Source organism: Enterobacter sp. 342 (assembly GCF_036663495.1).
Lineage (GTDB): Bacteria > Pseudomonadota > Gammaproteobacteria > Enterobacterales > Enterobacteriaceae > Enterobacter.
Genome location: NZ_JAWUEI010000036.1, coordinates 11,188 through 33,684 on the forward strand (window position 1 = coordinate 11,188; position 22,497 = coordinate 33,684).

General features: G+C 55.3%; 19 protein-coding genes and 1 pseudogene. 10 read left to right on the forward strand and 10 right to left on the reverse strand.

Annotated features, from left to right (window positions below; translation table 11 throughout):
• Position 1: 1 nt before the first annotated feature.
• Positions 2-4,225 carry an RHS repeat-associated core domain-containing protein gene (locus V6E55_RS21380; RefSeq protein ID WP_316943876.1) on the reverse strand — a complete coding sequence of 1,408 codons (4,224 nt, stop codon included), beginning with the start codon at positions 4,223-4,225 and terminating at the stop codon, positions 2-4.
• A 17-nt stretch (positions 4,226-4,242) separates the two neighbouring features.
• Positions 4,243-4,680: a DUF1795 domain-containing protein gene (locus tag V6E55_RS21385; RefSeq protein WP_316943877.1), complete on the reverse strand. Its 438-nt coding sequence runs from the start codon at positions 4,678-4,680 to the stop codon at positions 4,243-4,245.
• 220 nt (positions 4,681-4,900) lie between these two features.
• Between V6E55_RS21385 and V6E55_RS21390 the strand changes: the two genes are divergently transcribed.
• Positions 4,901-5,560: a helix-turn-helix domain-containing protein gene (locus tag V6E55_RS21390; protein WP_236921170.1), complete on the forward strand. Its 660-nt coding sequence runs from the start codon at positions 4,901-4,903 to the stop codon at positions 5,558-5,560.
• 3 nt (positions 5,561-5,563) lie between these two features.
• Here the strand turns inward: V6E55_RS21390 and V6E55_RS21395 are convergent, their stop codons facing one another.
• The gene (locus V6E55_RS21395; protein ID WP_114978022.1) at positions 5,564-8,671 is read right to left on the reverse strand and encodes an efflux RND transporter permease subunit; all 3,108 of its coding nucleotides are present in this window, start codon (positions 8,669-8,671) and stop codon (positions 5,564-5,566) included.
• Positions 8,671-9,846, reverse strand: coding sequence for an efflux RND transporter periplasmic adaptor subunit (locus tag V6E55_RS21400; protein ID WP_316943878.1), 1,176 nt, complete (start codon positions 9,844-9,846; stop codon positions 8,671-8,673). The genes V6E55_RS21395 and V6E55_RS21400 overlap by 1 nt, the downstream gene beginning before the upstream one ends.
• A 302-nt stretch (positions 9,847-10,148) precedes the next feature.
• Between V6E55_RS21400 and V6E55_RS21405 the strand changes: the two genes are divergently transcribed.
• The 3 genes from V6E55_RS21405 (at position 10,149) to catA (ending at position 12,218) form a co-directional block, all read left to right on the forward strand.
• The gene (locus tag V6E55_RS21405; RefSeq protein ID WP_164881355.1) at positions 10,149-10,544 is read left to right on the forward strand and encodes a Spy/CpxP family protein refolding chaperone; all 396 of its coding nucleotides are present in this window, start codon (positions 10,149-10,151) and stop codon (positions 10,542-10,544) included.
• 218 nt (positions 10,545-10,762) lie between these two features.
• Entirely contained in the window at positions 10,763-11,353 is a 591-nt protein-coding gene (locus V6E55_RS21410; protein ID WP_316943879.1) for a hypothetical protein, read from the forward strand.
• A 205-nt stretch (positions 11,354-11,558) separates the two neighbouring features.
• Positions 11,559-12,218 carry a type A chloramphenicol O-acetyltransferase gene (gene catA / locus V6E55_RS21415; RefSeq protein WP_129996514.1) on the forward strand — a complete coding sequence of 220 codons (660 nt, stop codon included), beginning with the start codon at positions 11,559-11,561 and terminating at the stop codon, positions 12,216-12,218.
• 98 nt (positions 12,219-12,316) lie between these two features.
• Here catA and V6E55_RS21420 read toward each other — a convergent pair whose 3' ends face one another.
• A complete protein-coding gene (locus tag V6E55_RS21420) occupies positions 12,317-13,207 on the reverse strand; it encodes an oxidoreductase (protein ID WP_316943880.1) in 891 nt (296 codons plus the stop codon).
• A gap of 105 nt (positions 13,208-13,312) precedes the next feature.
• Here V6E55_RS21420 and V6E55_RS21425 point away from each other — a divergent pair, with 105 nt between their 5' ends.
• Both V6E55_RS21425 and V6E55_RS21430 read left to right on the forward strand, forming a co-directional pair.
• A complete protein-coding gene (locus tag V6E55_RS21425; protein ID WP_316943881.1) occupies positions 13,313-14,434 on the forward strand; it encodes a YbdK family carboxylate-amine ligase in 1,122 nt (373 codons plus the stop codon).
• A gap of 89 nt (positions 14,435-14,523) precedes the next feature.
• Complete coding sequence (locus tag V6E55_RS21430; protein ID WP_028018441.1) at positions 14,524-14,772, forward strand: DUF1158 domain-containing protein; 249 nt, start codon at positions 14,524-14,526, stop codon at positions 14,770-14,772.
• 55 nt (positions 14,773-14,827) lie between these two features.
• Here the strand turns inward: V6E55_RS21430 and V6E55_RS21435 are convergent, their stop codons facing one another.
• Entirely contained in the window at positions 14,828-15,169 is a 342-nt protein-coding gene (locus V6E55_RS21435) for a RamA family antibiotic efflux transcriptional regulator (protein ID WP_028018442.1), read from the reverse strand.
• Between the two features lie 32 nt (positions 15,170-15,201).
• A complete protein-coding gene (locus V6E55_RS21440; protein ID WP_316943882.1) occupies positions 15,202-16,305 on the reverse strand; it encodes an MBL fold metallo-hydrolase in 1,104 nt (367 codons plus the stop codon).
• Between the two features lie 191 nt (positions 16,306-16,496).
• Here V6E55_RS21440 and V6E55_RS21445 point away from each other — a divergent pair.
• The 3 genes and pseudogenes from V6E55_RS21445 (at position 16,497) to nfsB (ending at position 18,219) form a co-directional block, all read left to right on the forward strand.
• A pseudogene (locus V6E55_RS21445) lies at positions 16,497-17,087 on the forward strand (TetR/AcrR family transcriptional regulator).
• On the forward strand, positions 17,077-17,445 hold the full coding sequence (locus tag V6E55_RS21450; protein WP_114978013.1) for an MmcQ/YjbR family DNA-binding protein: 369 nt from the start codon (positions 17,077-17,079) through the stop codon (positions 17,443-17,445). Before V6E55_RS21445 ends, V6E55_RS21450 begins: the two are co-directional and overlap by 11 nt.
• A 120-nt stretch (positions 17,446-17,565) precedes the next feature.
• Complete coding sequence (nfsB, locus tag V6E55_RS21455) at positions 17,566-18,219, forward strand: oxygen-insensitive NAD(P)H nitroreductase (RefSeq protein WP_316943883.1); 654 nt, start codon at positions 17,566-17,568, stop codon at positions 18,217-18,219.
• 27 nt (positions 18,220-18,246) lie between these two features.
• Here nfsB and V6E55_RS21460 read toward each other — a convergent pair whose 3' ends face one another.
• The 3 genes from V6E55_RS21460 to V6E55_RS21470 form a co-directional block, all read right to left on the reverse strand.
• Positions 18,247-18,849, reverse strand: coding sequence for a hypothetical protein (locus tag V6E55_RS21460; protein WP_114978011.1), 603 nt, complete (start codon positions 18,847-18,849; stop codon positions 18,247-18,249).
• Positions 18,850-18,999: 150 nt separating this feature from the next.
• Positions 19,000-20,034 (reverse strand): DUF2157 domain-containing protein, encoded by a 1,035-nt coding sequence (locus V6E55_RS21465; RefSeq protein WP_316943884.1) that lies wholly within the window; start codon positions 20,032-20,034, stop codon positions 19,000-19,002.
• Positions 20,031-20,900, reverse strand: a complete 870-nt coding sequence (locus tag V6E55_RS21470) for a helix-turn-helix transcriptional regulator (protein ID WP_114978009.1) — start codon at positions 20,898-20,900, stop codon at positions 20,031-20,033. The genes V6E55_RS21465 and V6E55_RS21470 overlap by 4 nt, the downstream gene beginning before the upstream one ends.
• 107 nt (positions 20,901-21,007) lie before the next feature.
• Between V6E55_RS21470 and V6E55_RS21475 the strand changes: the two genes are divergently transcribed.
• Positions 21,008-22,444: an MFS transporter gene (locus V6E55_RS21475; protein ID WP_129996520.1), complete on the forward strand. Its 1,437-nt coding sequence runs from the start codon at positions 21,008-21,010 to the stop codon at positions 22,442-22,444.
• The last annotated feature ends 53 nt before the right edge of the window (positions 22,445-22,497 follow it).

The window sequence follows — 22,497 nt, forward strand, 5'->3', positions numbered from 1 at the left end:
CTCACCCACATTTAGTTTTTGCTCGACTGTTTAATTCTGCTTGTGCTCGCCCCCTCCAATATGCTTCACGATCCAGATTAAATAAATCTCTGTTTACAGGATTAATTGGGTGAGCATTTGGTAAATAAGGATGGAGAGCATTTGTTCCATAATATGTCTGATGCGTATTTGATGAAAGCTCAAATAAAGATCCTAGCCCATTTTGTTTAGAATGGTGAATATTTATTTGTGAATAGGCTCCATTTTTCACAACAAAAGGTGATTTACCTTCCAAAGCTAAATCTAAATTTGTTTTTACTCCTCCCCTCGTGTTGACAGGTAAGTCCCAGTCTATTGATTGCTGGTAAACGGTATGAGTACTACCTGAAGGAGCATTAAAAATTGATGGGGTAAAGAACCCTTTCAATCCTAACGGGTCGATCCATATTAGAGAATTCGGCGCATACTGATAAAGGTTCCACCCGCCATTCAACCCAATCGGATCCTGCACAATAAACCGCCCGACCTGCGGGTCGTAGTAACGGAACAGATTATAGTGCAGCCCCGTTTCACCGTCAGCGTACTGCCCGGCATAGCGCAGCGGCTGTTGAGCCATTGCCGAGCGATTCACAAGCCGTGAGAACCCTTCGCTCTGATGGCGCACCTCGCCAAAGCTGCCGTACTGGCCGCTCCAGTGCACCGCGCCATGCTCGTCGGTCACCTCCAGCGGCGCGCCATTCAGGTCGGTGTTGAACCAGTAAATCTCACCGCTGCTCTGGCCACGAAGGTGCTCCACCCGCGCCAGCGGGCTCCAGGCTTCATTCGGGTCGTAAATATACGTGCTGCACAGCCCGGCGTTCTGCTGCTCCTGCAGCAGGCGGTAGCCCTGCCACAGGAAGCGTGTGTCGGTGGTGCCATGCGCGGTGGTGACGATTTTGCGCGTGCGGCGGCCCAGCGCGTCATAGTGATAGCGCGCCTCAAACCGCCCTTCCGGTCCGGTTCCGCGGGCAGATACCAGACGGTTCTCGGCGTCATAGACATAATGCTGCTCATACAGCCCGTTGCGGCGGCTGACCAGGTTACCCCAGTGGTCGTATTTCATAAACAGCGCCTGCCAGTGCTGCAGGCGGTTATCCGTCACCGGTACCGCATCGTCATTGGCGGCGAGGTTATCCGCGGCGTCATAACTGAACTGCGCGCGGCTGTGCCCCTGTCGGGCCTCGTAGTGCTTCAGCAGACGCCCTTCGGCGTCGTAGCCGTAATCCACTTCACCACGCAGGGTGTCACTGACGCCGGAAAGCTCGCCGCGCGCAGTGTAGCGATACAGGCGTTCCAGAATCGCCTGCTCCGGCAGGGTCACATTCGTGCTCAGTTCGCTGCGCTGCCGGGTGCGCCTGCCGAGGCTGTCATACTGGCGGAGCTGCTCGCGCGCGCCCTGTGTGCGGCGAACTTCGCGGTGCAGGCGGTCGCGGGTGAACTCGGTCACCAGCTGCTGCCCGAAGCGGATAGCGCTGACGTGGCCGGAGCCGTAGTGCAGCCAGGCCAGCTTTTGCTCGCCGGGCAGCGTCAGACTGATCAGATTGCTCAGGGCATCCCATTCGTAACCGACCGCGCCATTAATGCCGGACTCGCTCAGCACGCGTCCTGCGGTATCGTGGCGGTAAACGATCTCATCGCTTTCGATACCCAGGGCAATGCCTTCAGCCGTCGGCGTGCGGCGGATGCGGGTGATTTGACCGCTCAGATTGCGGAAGTAGCTGTACTCCGCATGGCGCTGAGTGCGTCCAATCAGCAGCCCGCTGTCGTCATAGCTGAACTGCTGGACGCGACGGGCGATACCGCCATCGGCGGCAGGCCGTCCGTTTTCTTCGAGCGCGCAGAGGAACCCTCGCGCGTCCCATTCCATATGGCGCACGGTCTCGTCCGGGCGCGTTTCGCTGAGCGGGCGGCCCACGGCGTCGTAGGTGAAGCGGTATTCCGCCCCGTTGCCGTTATCGAGTCGCAGCAGGTTTCCACGTGGGTCGTAGCGCCACTGGCGCGCGCGGCCAATACGGTCGGTAAGGCTGACCGGGAGGCCGAGCGCGTTATAGGCCCAGTTCACCTCGCTTTCCAGCGGGTCGCGCCAGCCCGTGAGCTGGCCGCGTTCGTTCCACACCAGCGACTCGCGGCTGCCGTCTGGATGGATCACGGCGCTCAGCAACCCGGCACGGCTCCACTCCCGCCGCGTGGTATTCCCTTCTGCATCCTCGCTGGCAATCAGTTGTCCGAAGCGGTCGTAGGTAAAGCGGGTCACGCTACCGGAGCAGTCGGTACGCTGCGTCAGCAGCCCCTGGTGGTTCCAGACCAGACGTACCACACCGCCAATGGCGTCGGTGATGCTTTCCGGCAGGCTTTCTTCCTCATCGGGATAGTGATACGCGGTGGCGTTACCGGCGGGATCCGTTTCCGACAGCAGGCGACCGCGAAGATCGTACATGGCCTGCGATGACGTGCCATCCGGGTATACCGTGCGGGTGATGCGGTCAGTCAGACGATGCCAGTGATACTCCGTGTGGCGGCCAGCCGGGTCCGTCTCGCTGGTCATACGGCCATATTTGTCCCACGTGCTGCGACGCATCGCACCGCCGGGCAGAATGACGTCGCAGAGCTCGCCGTCGCGGTAGACAAATGTCGTCTGGCGACCATCGTAATCCGTGAAGCGCGCGACATTGTCGTCGTCATCCACCAGCCAGTGCGCCTGCGCGCCGTCATCGCGGATGGCCCGACGGATGCCGTTATCAAAATCATATTCGAACGTCAGCTGTTCGCCGCCGCTATGGCGGAAGCCAACCACGCGAGGCAGACCGTCAATCTCGCGCCAGCGGTATTCACTCAGCAGGCCGTTGGCGTCCTCGTGGGCGCTCATCAGCCCGTCCTGCCAGCTGAAGCGTCGGCGCACGCTACCGCCCCGGCCGGTCACACAGACCAGCCGGCGTTGTTCATCATAAGCGTAACTGACCAGGCAGATCTCGTCATCCAGCCAGGCGCTGGCGAGTCTGTCACGGTCGTAGCGGCAGACCACGCGCTGACCCGCGCTGTCGGTCAGGGCATGCAGAGTATGATCCGCATTCCACTCGAAGAGGATATCGTTGCCGCAGGGTTCAGAGAGGCGCTGGAGCAGCGACGGGGCATCATCCTGCAGCGGCGCATAGTGCCAGCGCTCGCCGCTGACGTCATACACCGACCAGCTGTCGTCAGAGTGATGTTCAAGCCAGCTTTTTTCGCTTTCGCAGTAGGTCCGCAGCCCTTTCGGCACCCTCGGGAAAGCGACGTAATCGCCGGATGGTGCGCGCCACACCAGGCCGTCCTGATAAGGTTCAAGGCGGCTTTCCCAGAACAGGCTCCAGCCGCGGCCCAGTACACTGTCACCGGGGTTGCCGCTGCGCCAGTAGCGTTGCCAGCGCACTGGCAGACGGGAAGGCAGGACGAAATCCAGCTCATCATCCCCGCTGAGAAACTTCTGTCCGCTGACGATATCCACCGGGCGGGCAATGATCCCCGCCGCCGCCACGCCGGTCATCAGCGTACCAGCCCGGCAGGCAATACGAGCCAGCTTATTGATCCCAGGGATTTTCCCCAGCAGCTTAGACAGCGCCCCGACTTTGCCGGCCGCACCGCCCCAGCCGCCGATAAGCCCGGCGAACAGCAGGGTAAGATCGGAGACTTTGTAGAGCCACTCCGGGACTTCAGACTGAATGGGCAGGGTTTGCTGCGGATCGCCGCCGATGATGACGTTGTCCGAACCGGTCATCACCTTCGCGTCGCAGGTGGTTCTATCCCCGATACGGGCCGCAGGCAGGCTGTTAATAGAGACCCGCGAGGAGCCTTCGGCCATCTGCTGCGAGCCGTCGTCAGAGCACTTCACCGCGCTGTCCGTGGCCATGGCGGCAGGTTTACCGTTGATAAACACATTGGGCGAGCCGGAGGTGATGACGCCTTTCTTCGTCATACTGGATGCCCCGGCATCTGCGATGCTGTCCCGGGCGGCGGTCGCCAGCTCCCCGGTGTAATACCCCACGGCCAGGCTGGCGCCGACGAGCAGAACGCCCACACCAAGACAGGATGCGCCAAGGCCGGCAATAAACATGGCCCCCGCCAGAATCCCCCCGGCGGCGGCAATCAGACCACCGACAATCGTTCCGGCAATCATCCCGGCCAGCGCACCGGAGTGGCCGATATCATCACCAACGCGTGCTGCTTCAAACATAACAACGGTCCCTGAAGTTACTGGTGGAAGCGGAAGCTCCTGAGAAGTTCGCCAAACAGCGCGTTGTCGGCATCATCCAGCGCGCGCGTGCAGGTCATGGTGAACACCAGAATTTTATGGCTGTCGACATTAAACACCGCCTGCTGCTGCCAGACGCGTTTCCCGTCGCGCAGGTAGCTGGCATGGACAATTTCACCCTGCAAAAGGCTGGCGCCAAGCGTCGCGTCGCTGCGCTCACCCTGCTTCCAGCCTTTGATGTGTTTTTCCATCAGGGCGAGCTGGCGATCGATATACGCGGCAAGCGTTTCGCCGGGGTTGAGGGCATCGCGGGAGATATTGAACGCTGGTGCATCCGCAGCGGGCGGCGCGAATACGTTTACGGTACGATCCTGATAGCCATCAGGAAAGTTGATCAGTCCTTCACTGAAAAGGCACTGCGAAGATGGTTCTGACATTGAGCGGGTCCCACCACATTTTTTCAGAAGCGGTAAGTTTCGCATATGTGTTTAAGGCTGACTATCCCCAGATTATTGCCCCACAGACCATGCGGGAGTGCTCCAGTTCTCTGTACCGATATCGCACGGTTTCTGGTGAGGTAGAAATGAGGAATATGGACGATAATTTTGCGTTCTGCGATACTGATTTACTCACCCGCAAGCATAAAAAAACATCGCCATGACCACACCGACCGCCGATACATTCCAGCTCACACTGAAAAAAATACTGGCGCTCAAACCGCAGGAGAGCATTCAGCGCCTGCTGGATGCCCTGCTTCCGCAGGCTGAAAAGATGCTGGTCCGCCGTCCACGGAGTTTTTATAAAAATGGTCCGGAGATCTATCTGCTGACCGAAGGTCATTTCTGGCTTCACCGCAAGCAGGATGACCTGGAACTCAGTATGGCCACCGCACCACATATCTTCGGTCTTGCTGAGATACTGATGCCTCTGGGCGACACGACCTACGTTCGCTTTGCACCTGAGAGCGAGGTTTATGTGCTGTCTGGCCAAAAAGCGCAGCAGGTATTCAGTGAGCAGCCCTTGCTATGGCAGGATGCCGCGACCGTACTGGCGTTTCATCTGCACTTTTCCACCTGGCGAGACCTGCATCTGCTTAACGACAATGCTTACGATACTGTCCGTGGAAAGCTGCTGGAACTGGAGTTAAAAGACGATGACTTTCGTCAGGCACACTCCATCCTCAGTTATATTCAGTCCACCACTAAGCTGTCCCGCAGCACGGTCCTGCGGATCCTCAAAGACCTGACCGAAGGTGGCTACGTGGAAGCGCAGCGAGGGAAACTGATCCGTATTGTTCACCTTCCGCTGCGCTATTAAGTGCTATTTTTTACGGGCCACCAGCCGCATCACCACCACATAAAACACCGGGACGAAGAAGATGGCGAGCAACGTGGCGCTGATCATCCCGCCCATCACACCGGTGCCGACGGCATTCTGGGCACCGCTTCCTGCACCATCGCTGATCACCAGCGGCAGAACACCCAGAATGAAGGCCAGCGAGGTCATCAGGATCGGTCTCAGTCGCATGCGTACCGCCTGCAACGTGGCCTCCAGCAGAGGTATCCCCTCTTTTAGCATCAGATCCCGGGCAAACTCGACGATCAGGATAGCGTTCTTCGCCGACAAACCGATGGTGGTCAACAGCCCGACCTGGAAGTAAACATCATTGTTCAGGCCGCGCAGCATGGCCCCTGCCAGTGCGCCAATGATACCCAGCGGCACCACCAGCATCACGGCGAACGGAACGGACCAGCTCTCATACAGGGCAGCAAGGCAGAGGAACACGACCACCAGTGAGATGGCGTACAGCGCGGGAGCCTGATTGCCCGACTGCTGCTGTTGCCAGGACATGCCGGTCCACTGATAGCCAAACCCGGTTGGCAGTTTGGCGGCCAGTTTTTCCATCAGCATCATTGCCTGCCCTGAACTGCGCCCTGGTGCAGGCTCACCCAGGATCTCCATGGATGACTGGCCGTTGTAGCGCTCCAGGCGTGGTGAACCATATTCCCAGCGGGCGCGGGCAAATGCCGAGAACGGCACCATCTGGTTGTGGTTCCCCTTGACGTACCAGCTGTTGATGTCATCCGGAAGCATGCGATACGCCTGATCGGACTGCACGTAGACTTTTTTCACTCTCCCTCTGTCGAGGAAATCGTTCACGTAGGTGCCACCCAGCGCAGTAGAGATGGTGTTATTGATTGCGTCATTGCTCACGCCCAGTGCTTCCGCTTTTTGCTGATCGATATCCAGTTTCAACTGCGGGGCATCTTCCAGCCCGTTTGGCCGGACTTTGGTCACCACATTGGGGAACTTACGCGTCATCATCAACAGCTGATTTCGCGCCTGCGTCAACGCGGCATGGCCACGGTTGGCTTTGTCGATCAGCTCAAAGTCGAAGCCGGTGGCGGTGCCCAAATCCGTAATGGCAGGCAGATTAAAGGCGAAAGCGACGCCGTCATGAATCGTGCGGGCAAACGTATGATTGGCACGCTGAATAATCGCCTCCACGCGGTTTGCGGCACCGTGGCGCTGAGACCAGTCTTTGAGGCTGACAAAAGCAATACCATTGTTCTGACCGTTGCCGTTAAAACCAAAGCCCGCCACGGTGAACACCGAATTCACATTCGCTGCTTCATTATGCAGATAGTAGCGCGTCACCTTATCCAGACTCGCCTGGGTCCGTGACTGCGTCGCTCCGGCAGGCAACTGCACCATGTTCATAAATACCCCCTGGTCCTCATCTGGCAGGAAAGAGGTTGGCAGGAAAACAAACATCGCGGCCATGCCGGCGACAATCAGCAGGTAAATTGCCATCATGCGCCCGGTTTTGTTGACGATGCGCGCCACACCGTTCTGATAGCGATCGGCATTGGTGTCGAACATCCGGTTAAACCAGGCAAAAAAGCCCCGCTGCGGCGCATGGTTGCCCGGCTTCAGAAGAGTGGCACACAGCGCAGGCGTCAGGATCATGGCCACCGTCACGGACAGCACCATCGCCGACACGATAGTGACGGAGAACTGGCGATAAATCGCCCCTGTCGAGCCGCCAAAGAAGGCCATCGGTACAAATACCGCGGAGAGAACCATCGTAATACCGACCAGCGCCCCCTGGATCTGTCCCATTGATTTGCGGGTCGCTTCGACGGGGGAAAGCCCCTCCTCGGTCATCACGCGCTCGACGTTTTCGACCACCACAATGGCATCGTCGACCAGCAGGCCTATCGCCAGAACCATCCCGAACATGGTCAGTGTGTTGATGGAGAACCCACAAGCGGCCAGCACCCCGAACGTGCCCAGCAACACCACAGGTACAGCAATGGTCGGGATCAGGGTGGCACGGATGTTCTGCATAAACAGGTACATGACCAGGAACACCAGCACTATCGCTTCAAGCAGCGTTTTCACCACATCGTGGATAGAAATTTTCACAAACGGTGTGGTGTCGTACGGATACACCACCTTCATTCCCGCCGGGAAAAACGGTTTCAGCGTATTAATTTCGGCTTTTATGGCTTTCGCCGTATCGAGTGCGTTCGCGCCAGTGGCCAGTTTGATCCCCAGCCCCGCCGCTGCCTCGCCGTTGTATTCCGCGCTGGAGCTGTAGTTTTCACTGCCCAGCTCAACGCGCGCCACATCACGCAGGCGAACCTCTGAGCCATCTTCATTGACGCGCAGAATAATGTTACCGAACTGCTCCGGCGTGCTTAAGCGGGTCTGAGCGATGATAGAAGCATTCAGACGCTGGGATGCCGGAGCCGGTAACGCCCCAAGCTGTCCACCCGCAATCTGGTTATTCTGCGATTTGATCGCTTTTACAACCTCTTCCGTGGTGAGCTGGTAGTTGTTCAGCTTGTTCGGATCAAGCCACACACGCATGGCATACTGCGCACCAAACAGTTGCACCTGCCCAACGCCCTGCGTCCGGCTGATCGGATCCTGCACGGTTGAGGCCACATAATCGGCCAGATCGGCCTGTGTTAAGGCACTGCCCTTCTCACCGGTGAACCCGACAACCATCAAAAAGCTGCTGCTGGCTTTCTGAACATTAATGCCCATACTCTGCACCGTGGCAGGCAGAAGCGGCATCGCCAGCTGCAGCTTATTTTGCACCTGAACCTGGGCGATATCAGGATCGGTTCCGTTTTTGAATGTCAGCGTCACAGTGGCATTGCCCATCGCGTCGCTGTTGGAAGACATATACATCAGGCCGTCGAGGCCGTTCATCTTCTGTTCGATAACCTGCGTCACCGTGTCTTCCACGGTTTTGGCATCAGCTCCCGGATAGCTGGCGGTGATCTGCACAGCGGGTGGTGCGATAGTCGGATATTGCGACACAGGCAACTTCAGGATCGACAGGCCACCGGCAAGCATCAGCACAATGGCGATCACCCAGGCAAAAATCGGACGGCTAATAAAGAAGTTCGACATTATTTGCCCCCCGCACGATTGCCAGGCGCCCATGCTGCCATGCTGTCATCTTCGGTTGGCAAAACGGTCATCCCTGGTCGCAGCATCAGCTGACCTGTAACGATCACCCGGTCACCTGCCGATAACCCCGCCGTGACACGCCATTGATTACCCGTGGCCTGCGCAGCCTGAACGCGACGCACCTGCGCCCGGTTGTGGCTGTCCACCACCATCGCCGTTGCATCACCGCGCGGTGTACGGGTAATGGCCTGCTGCGGCACCAGCAAGGCATCGGTACGCATCCCTTCAGTGAGATGCGCACGGACAAACATTCCCGGCAGCAGTGTGCTGTCAGGGTTTGGACACACCGCGCGCACCGTAATCGACCCTGTTGTTTGGTCAACAGTGACATCAGAAAACTCAAGCTGGCACTTACTGGGATACAGACGACCATTATCCAGCTGCAGCATGACGTCTGCCTGCCCGTTCTGCTGCGTGATCTGGCCTTTTGCCATCTCGCTTTTCAGCGCCAGAAAATCATCGCTGGACTGCGTCACATCAATATAAACCGGATCCAGTTGTTGCACCGTCGCAAGCGCTGAAGACTGACTGTCGGTGACCAGCGCCCCTTCGGTTACGGAAGATTTACCAATCACGCCTGAAATGGGGGAGGTCACTTTGGTGTAGTTGAGGTTGATTTGCGCCTGTTCGACCACCGCTTTCTGGGCTACAACCTGGGCATCAGCCTGCTGGGCGTTAGCCACCGCCGTGTCATAGTCCTGCTGACTGACATAATGGGTTTTTATCAGCGCACGGTAGCGGTTCGCCGTGAGATGCGCCTGAGTGGCCGCAGCGGTGGCTTTTGCGAGATCGCCTCTGGCACTGTTCAGCGCAGCCTGATAGGACGCAGGATCTATCTGATACAGGGACTCGCCCTCATGCACATGACTTCCCTCCACGAAATTTCGCTTCAGGATGATGCCGCTGACCTGCGGACGCACATCAGCCACCCGAAATGCCGATACCCTACCTGGAAGTTCGGTTTGTACAGGCAGTGACTGGCTGCGCAGTGTAACCACCCCTACCGGATGGGGAGCCTGTGCGCCGGGCACCGGGGCGTTGCGGTCGCACGCGGTGAGTAGCAGAGAGCAGGATATGACCAACCCTCCGAGTAAACGGGAATAATTGTTTTTCATCTCTTTAGCCTTTAAGTCCGAAGTTTGTTTTTTTAATATCGCCACGAACTATATCGGCCCGAATAAATAACGGGAGTGTCATTTGGTACTTTGTAAAAATTGACCTGAATAATCATTTCACCTTACTGTTTATTGCGTATCGTCAGATACGTTCCATCCTTGAAAGTCCGGTTTCTCTGCCACGGCATATTGGTGGCAGAGTTTTTTCGCCCCATAATTTCGGTGAAAGTTCCAAATGAGACTTTTTAAGGCAGCCATATCAGCTACAGTGAATACCACTTATTCAAATGGAGAAATATCCCATGAAATTTCCTACTATCATATTAGGCTTGTCGACTTTCATCTTCTCAGGCATGACGCTGGCTGCTGAGCCACTGGCACCTCAACCAGAAACGTTTGGAAGCGTGTTACAGCTAGATAAATCGCAAAAAACGCAGCTCATTAACCTGCATGCTGATGCACAGGAGTGCATGAACAATATTGATGCTAGCCAATTTAATCCGCAGGCGTTTTTAAAAATGGTTAAAACGGGTAATGTGGATGAGAAAGTATTTAAGCAACAAATAGCGATCCAGAATGGACTGCATGAACAGGCGGCACATTGTCGAATTACGTATTACACCAACGTCAGTAAAATGCTCACGCAGGAGCAAAAAAAGAAACTCGTAGAGATGTATAAGCAGCAGGCTGCAGGGTAATTTCGCAAACCTGTTATTCATCGTGTTGCAGGCCGGGATAACACCCCGGCATGCTCTTTCCGGAAACCGCCTCGCAATACTGCATGACATGGTCTGGTGGCGGGTGGAGTTTGTGAAAGAGCAGAATTTCGGCCAAATACAACTCTATTTTCCTGGTAATTGCCTGTGGTAAGCCATCTGTTACTCTGGCTGTGCTTAAGGGATGACAAGGAAAAGAGATGCTGAATCCAGGATTCGTTACCCGCAATGCGCTTGCTAACTGGCAGGATGCTCCCGTTTTTTTACCTCAGTTCCAGTTTCATGAAAAACACCGAACGGTCATTCACACTACCCACCCTGAAACTATTCTGCCGTTGATTGCAAACTTTGACGTCCGGCAAGATCCGGTGATTCGCCAGTTGATGTCTTTGCGTCAATTACCGCGAAAATTAATGCGCAATACACAGGATAATTCGATCAGTAATTTTGGGTTGCACAGTTTTACCCTTTTAAAAAGCTCTGCATCTGAGCTCTGCTATGGCTTACGAGGACAATTCTGGCGTACCGATTTCAATCTGGAAAACATACCGGATGCCAGTGCTTTTCAGACGCCAGTCGCGCCGGGCCGCGCGAAACTGTTGCTACGCTACCAGGTCACAGAACTGGCGTCAGGCCAATATGAACTCTCTACGGAGACGTTCGTCTTTTGTCCGGACAGAAGTACTCTGTTAAAAATGGCAGCTTACTGGCTGGCAATACGGGCGGGCAGTGGCTGGATCCGTAGAAGGACATTAAAGGCGGTTAAGTCGACTCTTCAGGACATGGAGTAAACCTTTGACGGTGATTCCATAAGGCAAATTAAACCTACTCCGCTGTTGTTATCCGCTCTTGCGACGAGCCAGAGTTGAACCAGGCTGCAGAGCGGATATGCTATGGCATCTTCTTTCATCCCGTATAAGGATGCGCTACTCTCACCAGTGCGTTCTCGACCAGCACGGTTCGGAACCTGTCGGCTTGCCAGCAAAAGGATAAAAAATGAAAAAAATAATTCCAGAATATACACCCGTTGATTTATCGCGTTGGGCAAGAAAAGAGCATTTTGAGGTATTTCAGGGGTTTGCTCAAAGTACATTTAACCAAACGGTTCTGATAGACATTACCGCGCTGCTGAAACATATAAAAGAGGTTGGCTGGAAATTCTATCCTACGATGATTTTCCTCCTTGCTAAAATTGTCAACCGGCATACGGAGTTCCGTATGGCTATAAAAAACAATGAGCTTGTCATTTGGAATGAAATTCATCCCAACTATACTATTTTCCATAATGAAACAGAGACTTTTTCGTCAATGTGGAGCCATTACGATGGCAATATTCAACACTTCCAGGATACTTATTCAGAAGACGTTGCACGCTATGGTAATATCCTTGCTTATTGGCCGAAGGAAGAATCTCGGGAAAATATATTTTTCGTATCGGCTATTCCCTGGGTGAGCTTTACCAGTTTTAATGTCAACGTTGCTAATATGCAGAACTTTTTTGCTCCGATGTTCACTCTTGCAAAATATTACGAACAAGATGGAAAAGTATTGTTGCCTCTCGCCGTTCAGGTACACCACTCCGTGTGCGACGGTTTTCATGTGGCAAGACTGTTCAATGAGTTACAAGAGCTCTGTAATGACTTGCCACATCAATAAAAGGAGATCGGGAGCTTATTAATCAGATATCAACGATAGATTCTGAATATTCCGCAATGGATGCCAGTGCTCCCCTCTCTCGAAAACCGCTTTCTCCTTTATCCCGGGCCTTCACTCCCTGCCGCCAGCAGTGGCACCACCACATCGCTAATGGGAACCGGGATACCGTGCGCACGACCATAGCGTTGAATAACACCGTTACGAATATCCCACTCCAGCGGCCGGTTGGCCTGACGGTCTGCGAGGATCGATGTGCCTAAATCGGCAGGTGCACGCTGAAAGTTTGCCAGGATCTCTTGTGCCACCTCATCGTCCAGGTTTGCCCCCTCGGCACGAGCGACGGCCAGCCCTTCACGCAAATACGCAAGCGCCAGCTCGCTAATATCCTCGCGAGAGAACATCCCGGCGCGACGATTGGCCAGCACCATCAGGCCAGCTACCGCATTTTGCAGCAGTTTGCGCCATGCCACACTGGAGAAATCTGCCGACAGTTCAACCGCACAGCGTGTGCCACGCAGGGCATCGACCACTCGTTGTGCCTGCGGGACATCCGGCAATGTCAGACGCGGTTTGGCGCGCAGCCATACTGAGGCATCCGGCTCACGCTGCGCCGGGAACCAGACCACCGACGGCAGCACCGTTGCGCCGTTGACCCACGGCGCAAGCTGGGCTTTTTGCTCAACGCCGTTTTGCAGGGCGCAGACCACGGTGTTTTCGTCACACAGCACGCGCAGCCATCCGGCGCTGTCGGCATTTTGCGTCGTTTTTACCGCCACAAAAACCAGATCAACGGGGCACGTGATGACGGTCGGATCCGTTAATACCGGACCGGACACCACCGTTTCCCCCTCATCGTGACGCAAACGTAATTCCGGGTGCGCGGTGCGTCCGCACAACAGCGGCGTGCGGCCAGCGTCATGCAGCACTGCAGCAATGGTGGTCCCAATCGCACCGGGTCCAATCAGCGCAATGGTTGGATAGTCAGACATGAGTCACTCCCCTTTTGCTCAGCCTGCTAACAGTTATACCACCCTGAGACGAGCGCGCCACCCTCGTTGTCTATACTCAACACATAACAGACAACGGAGTGCGCCATGCCTTTACCCGATTTCAAGTCTTCTGAACCTTTCACCCTCGGCATCGAACTCGAACTGCAGGTGGTGAACCCGCCTGGATACGATCTCAGCCAGGACTCCTCTGCCCTTATCGCCGCCGTCAAAGACGGCATCAAAGGCGGTGAAGTGAAGCACGATATCACCGAAAGCATGCTCGAAATCGCTACTGGCGTGTGCCAGAACATCAACCAGGCGGCAGCACAGTTCTCTGTGATTCAGCAAAGCATTCTGCGCGCGGCAGCGGATCAGCATCTTCAGATCTGCGGTGGAGGAACACATCCGTTCCAGAAGTGGCAACGCCAGGAGGTATGCGACGACGAGCGCTATAACATCAGGCTTGAGCGCTTTGGCTATCTGATTTTGCAGGCGACCGTGTTCGGCCAGCATGTGCACATCGGTTGCCGGACCGGGGATGACGCCATTTATCTGCTGCACGGTCTGTCACGTTTTGTGCCGCACTTTATTGCTCTGGCGGCGGCATCACCGTACATGCAAAGCACGGACACGAAGTTTGCCTCGTCGCGGCTCAACATCTTTTCGGGGTTCCCGGATCACGGCCTGATGCCATGGGTGAATAACTGGCAGGAGTTTGAAGGGCTGTTCCGCCGTCTGAGTGCCACCAGCATGATCGACAGCATCAAAGATCTGCACTGGGATATTCGTCCCAGCCCACATTTCGGCACCGTAGAAGTACGAGTGATGGACACCCCGCTGACGCTCGGCCACGCGATCAATATCGCCGGGCTGATCCAGGCGACCTCGCACTGGCTGCTGACTACCCGACCGTTTATACACCAGGAAAAAGACTTTCTGTTGTATAACTTTAACCGTTTTCAGGCCTGTCGTTACGGGTTAGAAGGTATTCTGACGGACGTGCATACCGGTGAGCAAAAAACGGTGGCAGAAGATATTGCCTGGCTGCTTGAGCAGGTTGCACCGTCCGCCGGGAAGCTCGGTGCTACAAGCGCGATGACGGAAATCGCCCTGCTGTTAAAACAGGGCAAGAGCGAAGCGCAACGCATGCGGGATTTTATCGCCGACGGTGGCTCGCTTATTTCTCTGGTTCAGAAACACTGCGAGCTGTGGGCGACGCCCCCGTAATCTCCCTATCCTCTTCAGGAATTTCTCCGCATTGCTTTACATCCCGCGATGCCGGACAATGACATTTTTAACTGACGATTAACATTAAGATGAAACACCCGTTAGAATCGCTGCTCACAGCGGGAGGCATTTTATTGCTGGCCCTGCTTTCGTGCCTGCTGCTTCCTGCGCCCTCGCCAGGACTGGTGCTGGCGGAGAAACTGGTTACCACCTTCCATATGGTCGATCTTAACCAGCTTTACACCATTTTGTTCTGCCTGTGGTTTTTACTGCTTGGGGTTATCGAATTCTTCGTGTTGCGTTTCGTCTGGCGTCGCTGGTTTTCACTGGCGTCGTAAGCCATAAAAAAGCCGGGTGATGGCTACGCCTTACCCGGCCTGAATTTCGATACGTTCAATGCGCCCGGCTATGATTCTCTTTGCGGTATGCTCCAGGCGGCTGGTTGAACGTGCGGGTAAAGATGCGCGTAAACGTCTGCTGCGAGTCATACCCGTAGCGCAGGCAGATTTCATAGACGCGCTCGTCTGATTCGCGCAAATCGCGCGCCGCCAGCAACAGCTTGCGTTCACGGATATAACGTCCCAGACTCTCCCCTTTGTACTGCATAAAGAGTCTCTGCAGGTGCCATTTCGAGTAACCCGCGTGGCGAGCAATCTCGTCAATACGTAATGGCTGATGCAGATTGTCGTCGATCCACTCGACGATGGTATCAATGACTTGAGCGGAAATGGTCATACTGCTCTCCCCCTCTGCTTCTCGCTTAAACATTATTCCCACCATTCACGAAATGTTTGCGTGGTATCACTCACCCGAACAGGCTCGCCCAACTCTGGTGTCAGCAGCCGATAGTTTTTGTCCTTACTGGCTTTTGCCAGCTGGATCAGCGGGTCGTTCCATGTGTGTTTCGCCAGTACAAAGCGCCCGTTATGCCCGGGCACGACGGCTTTTGCATTAAGATCGGCTGAAGCCTGCGCCGTTTCATCCGGCAGCATGTGGATGTACTTCCAGTCCTGGTCGTACTGGCCGTTTTCCATAATGGCTAAATCCACCTCGCCAAACTGTTCGCCGATAGCCCTAAAGTGCGGGCCGTACCCGGAGTCACCGCTGTAGTAAACCTTCTGCTCTGGCGTGACGAACATAAAACTGCCCCACAAGGTTTGATCGCGTTTGATACCGCGTCCGGAGAAGTGACGCGCTGGCAGTACATGCACCGTCAATTCATCACTGATGCGCACAGACTGGTTCCAGTCTCGCTCGTCAATAATCTCTGGTTTCATCCCCCAGTAACGCAGATGAGATCCGACACCCAGCGGCGTCACCACACGCTTCACCTTCGGCAGTAATGCCCTGATGGTGGCGTAATCCAGATGATCGTAGTGATCGTGAGAGATAATCAGCAGGTCGATTTCCGGCATGCTCTCAGCGCGCCACGGATACTCACCGGCAAACGCTTTATTCAGGAACGAGAACGGCGCGGCATAGTTGCCCAGCACCGGGTCGATCAGAATGCGTTTACCCGCCAGTTGGAGATACCAGGAGGAGTGACCAAGCCACACCAGAGTCTCCTGCTCCAGCGGCAGGCTCGTGAGATCGGTTTTCACCAACGGCAGCGGCTGTGCCGGGCGTGCGTTTTCAGTTTTTTTGGTCAGAAACTCCCACATCGCCACCAGCATATTTTTGTCACCGTTATAACCCGGTGTTGGCAACGTATTGTGGAATTTCCCGTCACGATGTTGTGGGGAAGCCTCGACTTCCGTGAGCTGAGCTCCCTGCGGGGACTGGCCAAATCCGGCATTCAGAACAAACGGAAAACTTGCAGCTGAAGCAATAATCATGACAAACACCACGCAGATGAATTGAGGTTTTTTCATATCCTGACCCGAAAACGCGCCCCATCCGATGGGTTACACAGGGTAAACTTGATTATGAGTGAGTAAGCACTCATTATAGATGTGATGATAAAGTCGTCAAGACGTTTTCGATCTTTGACATTCCGCGTTGCAGCGTGTCAAAGCACGTGTTTCAATCAGGGTTTTTAATAATTGACAGGGGGAAAAATTTAGTGGCACGTCCGAAGAGTGAAGATAAAAAACAGGCCTTACTGGAAGCCGCAACAGTGGCGTTTGCACAGTCAGGTATTGCCGCCTCAACGGCACTCATCGCCCGAAACGCGGGCGTCGCCGAAGGGACTCTGTTTCGCTACTTTGCTACCAAAGACGATCTGCTGAATGCCCTCTATCTGCATCTGAAGCAGGATCTCTGTCAGGCAATGCTATCCAACCTGGATCGCAGCCTTACCACACCAAAAGAGCACACGCGAAACATCTGGAATAGCTACGTTGACTGGGGGATCAAAAACCCTCTCGCCCACGCCGCGATTCGTCAGCTTGGCGTGAGTGAAAAGATCAACGCTGAAACTGAGCAGGCCGTGAGAGAGATGTTCCCCGAGTTGCATTAACTCTGCCGCCGCTCGGTGCGTCATGTATTTATGTCTGATGAATTTAAAACATTCGGCGATGCGCTATTTTTATCGCTGGCCGAAGCGACGATGGAATTTGCCACCCGCGATCCTTCCCGCGCCGTTGATTTTAAAGCGCTCGGCTTTGAGGTGATGTGGCGCGGGCTTGCCCAGGAGGAGAGCGATGGAGAGTAAGGCATTGCAGGAGCACGCAAAACGCGTGGCGCTGGAACTGCCGTTCACCGAACACTGTTGGCCGTTTGGGCCGGAATTTGACGTGTTTAAAGTGGGCGGAAAAATTTTCATGATTGTGGCCGTCGCCCACGGACGGCCACACGTCAGCCTGAAATCAGACCCGGAGAAATCCCTGCTAAATCAGCAGATCTATCGCGGGATAGAGCCGGGCTATCATCTGAGTAAAAAGCACTGGATTTCCCTTTACGGCACTGACGATGTGACACCGGAACTGGTTACCGACCTCATCAATGATTCCTGGCATCTGGTGGTGGATAAGCTGCCGAAAAAAGACCAGAAGTGGATCCGTCCGGCCTGATTGTTCGTCTGAGACGAACAGAGTAAGCGCTCGAATTGCACTTATCTTTTTCCGCGTCGCGCTGTAATCTGCTCACCTTTCGCGCCCACGCACGGGCGAATTTCATCACCAGGAGTTGTTATGGATATCATTTCTGTCGCCCTGAAACGCCACTCCACCAAGGCGTTCGACGCAAGCAAAAAACTGACCGCTGAAGAAGCGGAAAAAATCAAAACCCTGCTGCAGTACAGCCCGTCCAGCACCAACTCCCAGCCATGGCACTTTATTATTGCCAGCACCGAGGAAGGTAAAGCTCGCGTGGCGAAGTCTGCTGCGGGCACCTATGTCTTCAACGAACGCAAAATGCTGGATGCTTCTCACGTGGTAGTGTTCTGCGCGAAAACGGCGATGGATGACGCCTGGCTGGAGCGCGTTGTGGATCAGGAAGAAGCTGATGGCCGCTTTGCTACATCAGAAGCGAAAGCCGCGAACCACAAAGGCCGCACCTATTTTGCTGACATGCACCGCGTGGATCTGAAAGATGACGACCAGTGGATGGCGAAACAGGTTTATCTGAACGTCGGTAACTTCCTGCTGGGTGTGGGTGCGATGGGTCTGGACGCGGTACCGATTGAAGGTTTCGACGCTGCGATCCTCGACGAAGAATTTGGTCTGAAAGAGAAAGGCTTTACCAGCCTGGTGGTGGTGCCTGTTGGCCACCACAGCGTGGAAGATTTCAATGCCACGCTGCCGAAATCTCGCCTGCCGCTGAGCACGGTTGTGACCGAGTGCTAAACAAAACGGGCCGCTCAGTGCGGCCCGTTACGTTTTGCTGATCACCAGTCTGCGATGCGGATGAACGTCACGATCGTAACCCCACGCAAACGTGATCCATCGTTCTTCCAGCTCCGCGTATGAATGAACTGGCGTTAATTGCCAGGCTTCCCCTTCCGTACCGTCCGCCACGCTAATACGATAATTCATGGTAAATGCCCAGTCGATCATGCGTAGCCAAAACCGCTGCCCATCTCCGGTTTGTTCGCTGTCTGACACAACAATATCGTATTCGTTTAGTACCCACTGAAAGAACAATTGCGGCAATCCGTTTATTACGGGTTGATGGACAGCGCGGGGGGTACGCCAGACCATAACTTGCGTAGCGGCACCGTGTGGAAAAGTAATTTCATTATGAAATGTCAACTTAACGGCATACGCGGTATAGGGTTTGCCACCTTCGGTGGTCACGAGACGGTACTCATTGCTGAACCGTGATTTCAGGAGACGATATCCGACTGGCAACATAAACCCCGGCAACTGAAAATCAGCCGTACCACGCGCCAGAAAAGCTTCGGTGTGTTCAACGTTTCGGGAGATAAGCCCTAGTTTTTGGCTGAAATCTGCGGAATCAATCATCAGTGGCGACATCGTGGTTTCTCATCGCGTAAGTATAATCCACTTTACTACCCATCTGAATGGTGTAGTTCAGGGGGGGGTTAGAATGAAAATTCACCTTACGCGTTTAAAACCGATATAACACAACTCACTGTGATTCCCTGCAAGCTGCTCGCAAAAAACTTACTTCACTGGGTTCCCTGCGTGCCAAATCCGTTCCGCATACCGCCCTATCACCGCCAGCGACACCGCCAGAATCAGGAAGAACACCACCTTATTCATGCCGTCCCAGAAGTACTCGAAATAACGGGTATAAAGGTTGATGGCGAGAAACGTCAGACCAAAGCCGCGTAGCATACCGTCGTCGGTTTTCAGGCTGATATAAATGCATATTACCGCGGCCACCGCAAACAGCAGCGCCCACGGCAGAAGCGAAGCCTGCGTCACGCTGTACCAGTTATCAATATCGTAATTGCCAAAAATCGACATGATCCACAGGGCGACAAACAGGTACGTTAACCCCATTGCTTTGCTGGTCGTATAGAGCTGTCGCGCCTGCAATAACGCCCGCAGAACCCAGCACAACGCCAGCAGTCCGCCACCGAAGAAGATAAACCGTACCGGGTAGTTCATCCCCAGCCAGTACGCGCCCCAGCCGGATACATAGCCCGTCTCAGCACCAAACCAGTTGCCGAGTGAAAGCAGGAAAAACAGCCACACCAGCCCCGAGCGACCAAAAAAGCCCACCAGCCCGTAAATCACGCAGCCTGCCAGGAACAACGGCGCCACGTGGCCGCTGCCGTTATCGAGCCGTTCACCAAGCTGCCAGAGCGCGATGGCGGTAAAGAAGACCCCAAGGAACAGGATCGCCTCAGTGCTGTAGTGCCACTGGGTTTCCCGCCGCTGTCGACTGAATCCCCACAGGTAAAACAGCACCGCTATCAGCGCCGGTAACCCGATGCGGGCGAAAGAAGAGAAAGCGAAGAATTCGATAATACGCGCCATCAACTCACTGTCGGAGAACAGGCTGCCAATGGCGATGATCACGCAGGCGAGTGCCGTCCAGAAGGCGTAGCGGCTAAGGCGCTGCCAGTCCATGGTGACGCGTTTCAGGGTACCGGTCAGCCGTTGATGTTCGTCGTGGGTTAACACACCGTCCTGTTGCCACTCATCGAGTGCGCGACGTAAAAGCCGCTCCTGTTTTCGGGTAACGTTCATTTTGCCTGCTCCGCCAGCCATTCCATTGCTTTTTCCCCCGCGTCATCCACTGGCAGATAAACCAGCAGTCGCGAACCGTTGCGTGGGGCAGAGTACCAGTACATTTGTTGCAGGGTAAACTCCCCAAGTTCAGGGTGGGTGAATAGCTTGAGCTGGTTTTCCACGCCGCGCACCTCGTTACGCTGGTGCCACAGGGTTTTAAACTCGTCAGATACCGCGAAGAAGCGTGCCAGTTTAGCTTCCCACAGCGGGTCACCCCGATGCTCGGCCATCGCCGCCCGGAAATAGGAGACAAATATCGGCAGTACATCGTCACGTCTGCCAAGCCGAGCACGCCACGCAGGATGCGTGAGGAACAGATAAATACAGTTGCGATCTTCCGGCGGGATCGCATTGAAATCGACGCCCATCAGATGACCAAAGCTGTCGTTCCACGCCACGATATCGAAATTCGGTTTCTGAATGCTGGCCGGTTTTGGCATCAGCGTATCCAGCAGGCGGCGCGTACCTTCGCTGATCCCCTCGCAGCAGGTCGCCTGCGGCGCTTCACCCGGTGGTAACCCGGCCAGTACAAACAGATGCCGTGTTTCAGTCGGGGTACATTGCAGTGCTTTTGCGACGGCGGCCATGACCGCGCTGGAAGGATTAACATCCCTGCCCTGCTCAAGCCAGGTGTACCAGGTGACGCCCACATCAGCTAACAGAGCGACCTCTTCCCGGCGCAACCCCGGCGTGCGTCGACGACCACTGCGCGGAAGGCCGAGACGCTGCGGATCGAGGCTTTCGCGACGGGCACGCAGAAATGCCCCCAGCTGTTTTCGGGTGTCATCTTTCAGCGAGATGACAGGTTCAGACATCAGCGCCATAAATCCCCCTGCATGGTAGTGCCAGTACCAGTATAGGCAAGAACTGGTACCCGTTTATCAGATAGTTGATGCTACGACCATCTGTTGAATGACGCAATGGAGTTACCATGAATACGTCAGTTGTTTCACCGGGTCGCGCAGGCCTGATATTGCTGTTAACCGGCCAGATGCTGCCCATGATTGATACCTCAATCACCAACGTAGCGCTGGATGCCATCACCCATTCCCTGCATGCCACCGCCACCGAGCTGGAGCTGATTGTCGCCCTGTACGGTGTGGCCTTCGCCGTGTGCCTCGCACTCGGCAGCAAGCTGGGGGATAACCTTGGGCGTCGTCGTCTGTTTATGGGGGGCGTGGCAATTTTTGGCCTGGCTTCGCTGCTATGCGGGATGGCGGGCAACATTGAACAACTGCTTGCTGCACGTATTGTGCAGGGTGCTGGCGCGGCGTTGATCATGCCGCAAATTCTCGCCACACTGCATGTCACCCTGAAAGGTACGGCCCACGCCAAAGCGATAAGCCTGTTTGGCGGGATCGGCGGGATCGCGTTTATCGTCGGGCAAATGGGTGGCGGCTGGCTGGTGTCAGCAGATATCGCCGGGCTGGGCTGGCGTAACGCGTTCTTTATCAACGTGCCCATCTGTCTGGTGGTTCTGGCGTTGAGCCGTCGCTATGTGCCGGAAACCCGTCGCGAAACGCCGTCGCGCATTGACTGGGTGGGCACCGTCCTGTTGGCAGTGATCCTTTGCTGCCTGCTGTTCCCGATGGCCCTTGGCCCGCAGTGGCACTGGTCCTGGCCGCTGAAGGCCGCGCTGATTGCGATTATCCCGCTGGGATATCTGATGGTATTGAATGCCCGTAAAAAAGAGCGTGAAGATGCCCATCCGCTGATCCCACCGCGTCTGATACAGCTTCGCAGCATTCGCTTTGGCGTGCTGATTGCGATGCTCTTTTTCAGCGTCTGGTCCGGGTTTATGTTCTGCATGGCGCTGACCATGCAAACCGGTCTCGGGATGGCGCCGTGGCAATCGGGGAACAGTTTTATCGCCCTGGGTGTGACCTACTTTATTTCAGCCTGGTTTGCCCCGCGTCTGATCGCCCGCTACAGCACCAGCACGATCCTGCTGACCGGGCTGGCGATCCAGATTATCGGCCTGCTGGCGTTGATCGCCACATTCCGCCTCTGGGGCATGAACAACACAACTCTGACCCTGGTTCCGGCGACCGGCCTGGTTGGCTATGGACAGGCGCTGATCGTCAACAGCTTCTACCGCATCGGGATGCGCGACATCCAACCTGATGATGCCGGTGCCGCGAGTGCGATCCTGAGTACGCTTCAGCAGGCGGCACTCGGTCTTGGTCCGGCCATTTTCGGTGCAATTTTGCTGCACGGGCTGAGGAATCATCACGGGGATTATACTCAGGCGATAAACCTCTTCCTGGCCGTCGAAACAGGTTTGATGCTTATCCTTGCGCTGGCGACATTACGTATGCGTCATCGTCTGTGTCTGCCCGTGGTAAAAACCTGCCATGTCGCTAAATAAGCCTGGTGAATTTGCATAACTGGTTTGCAGCCGCCATTATGGGGCTGCATCAA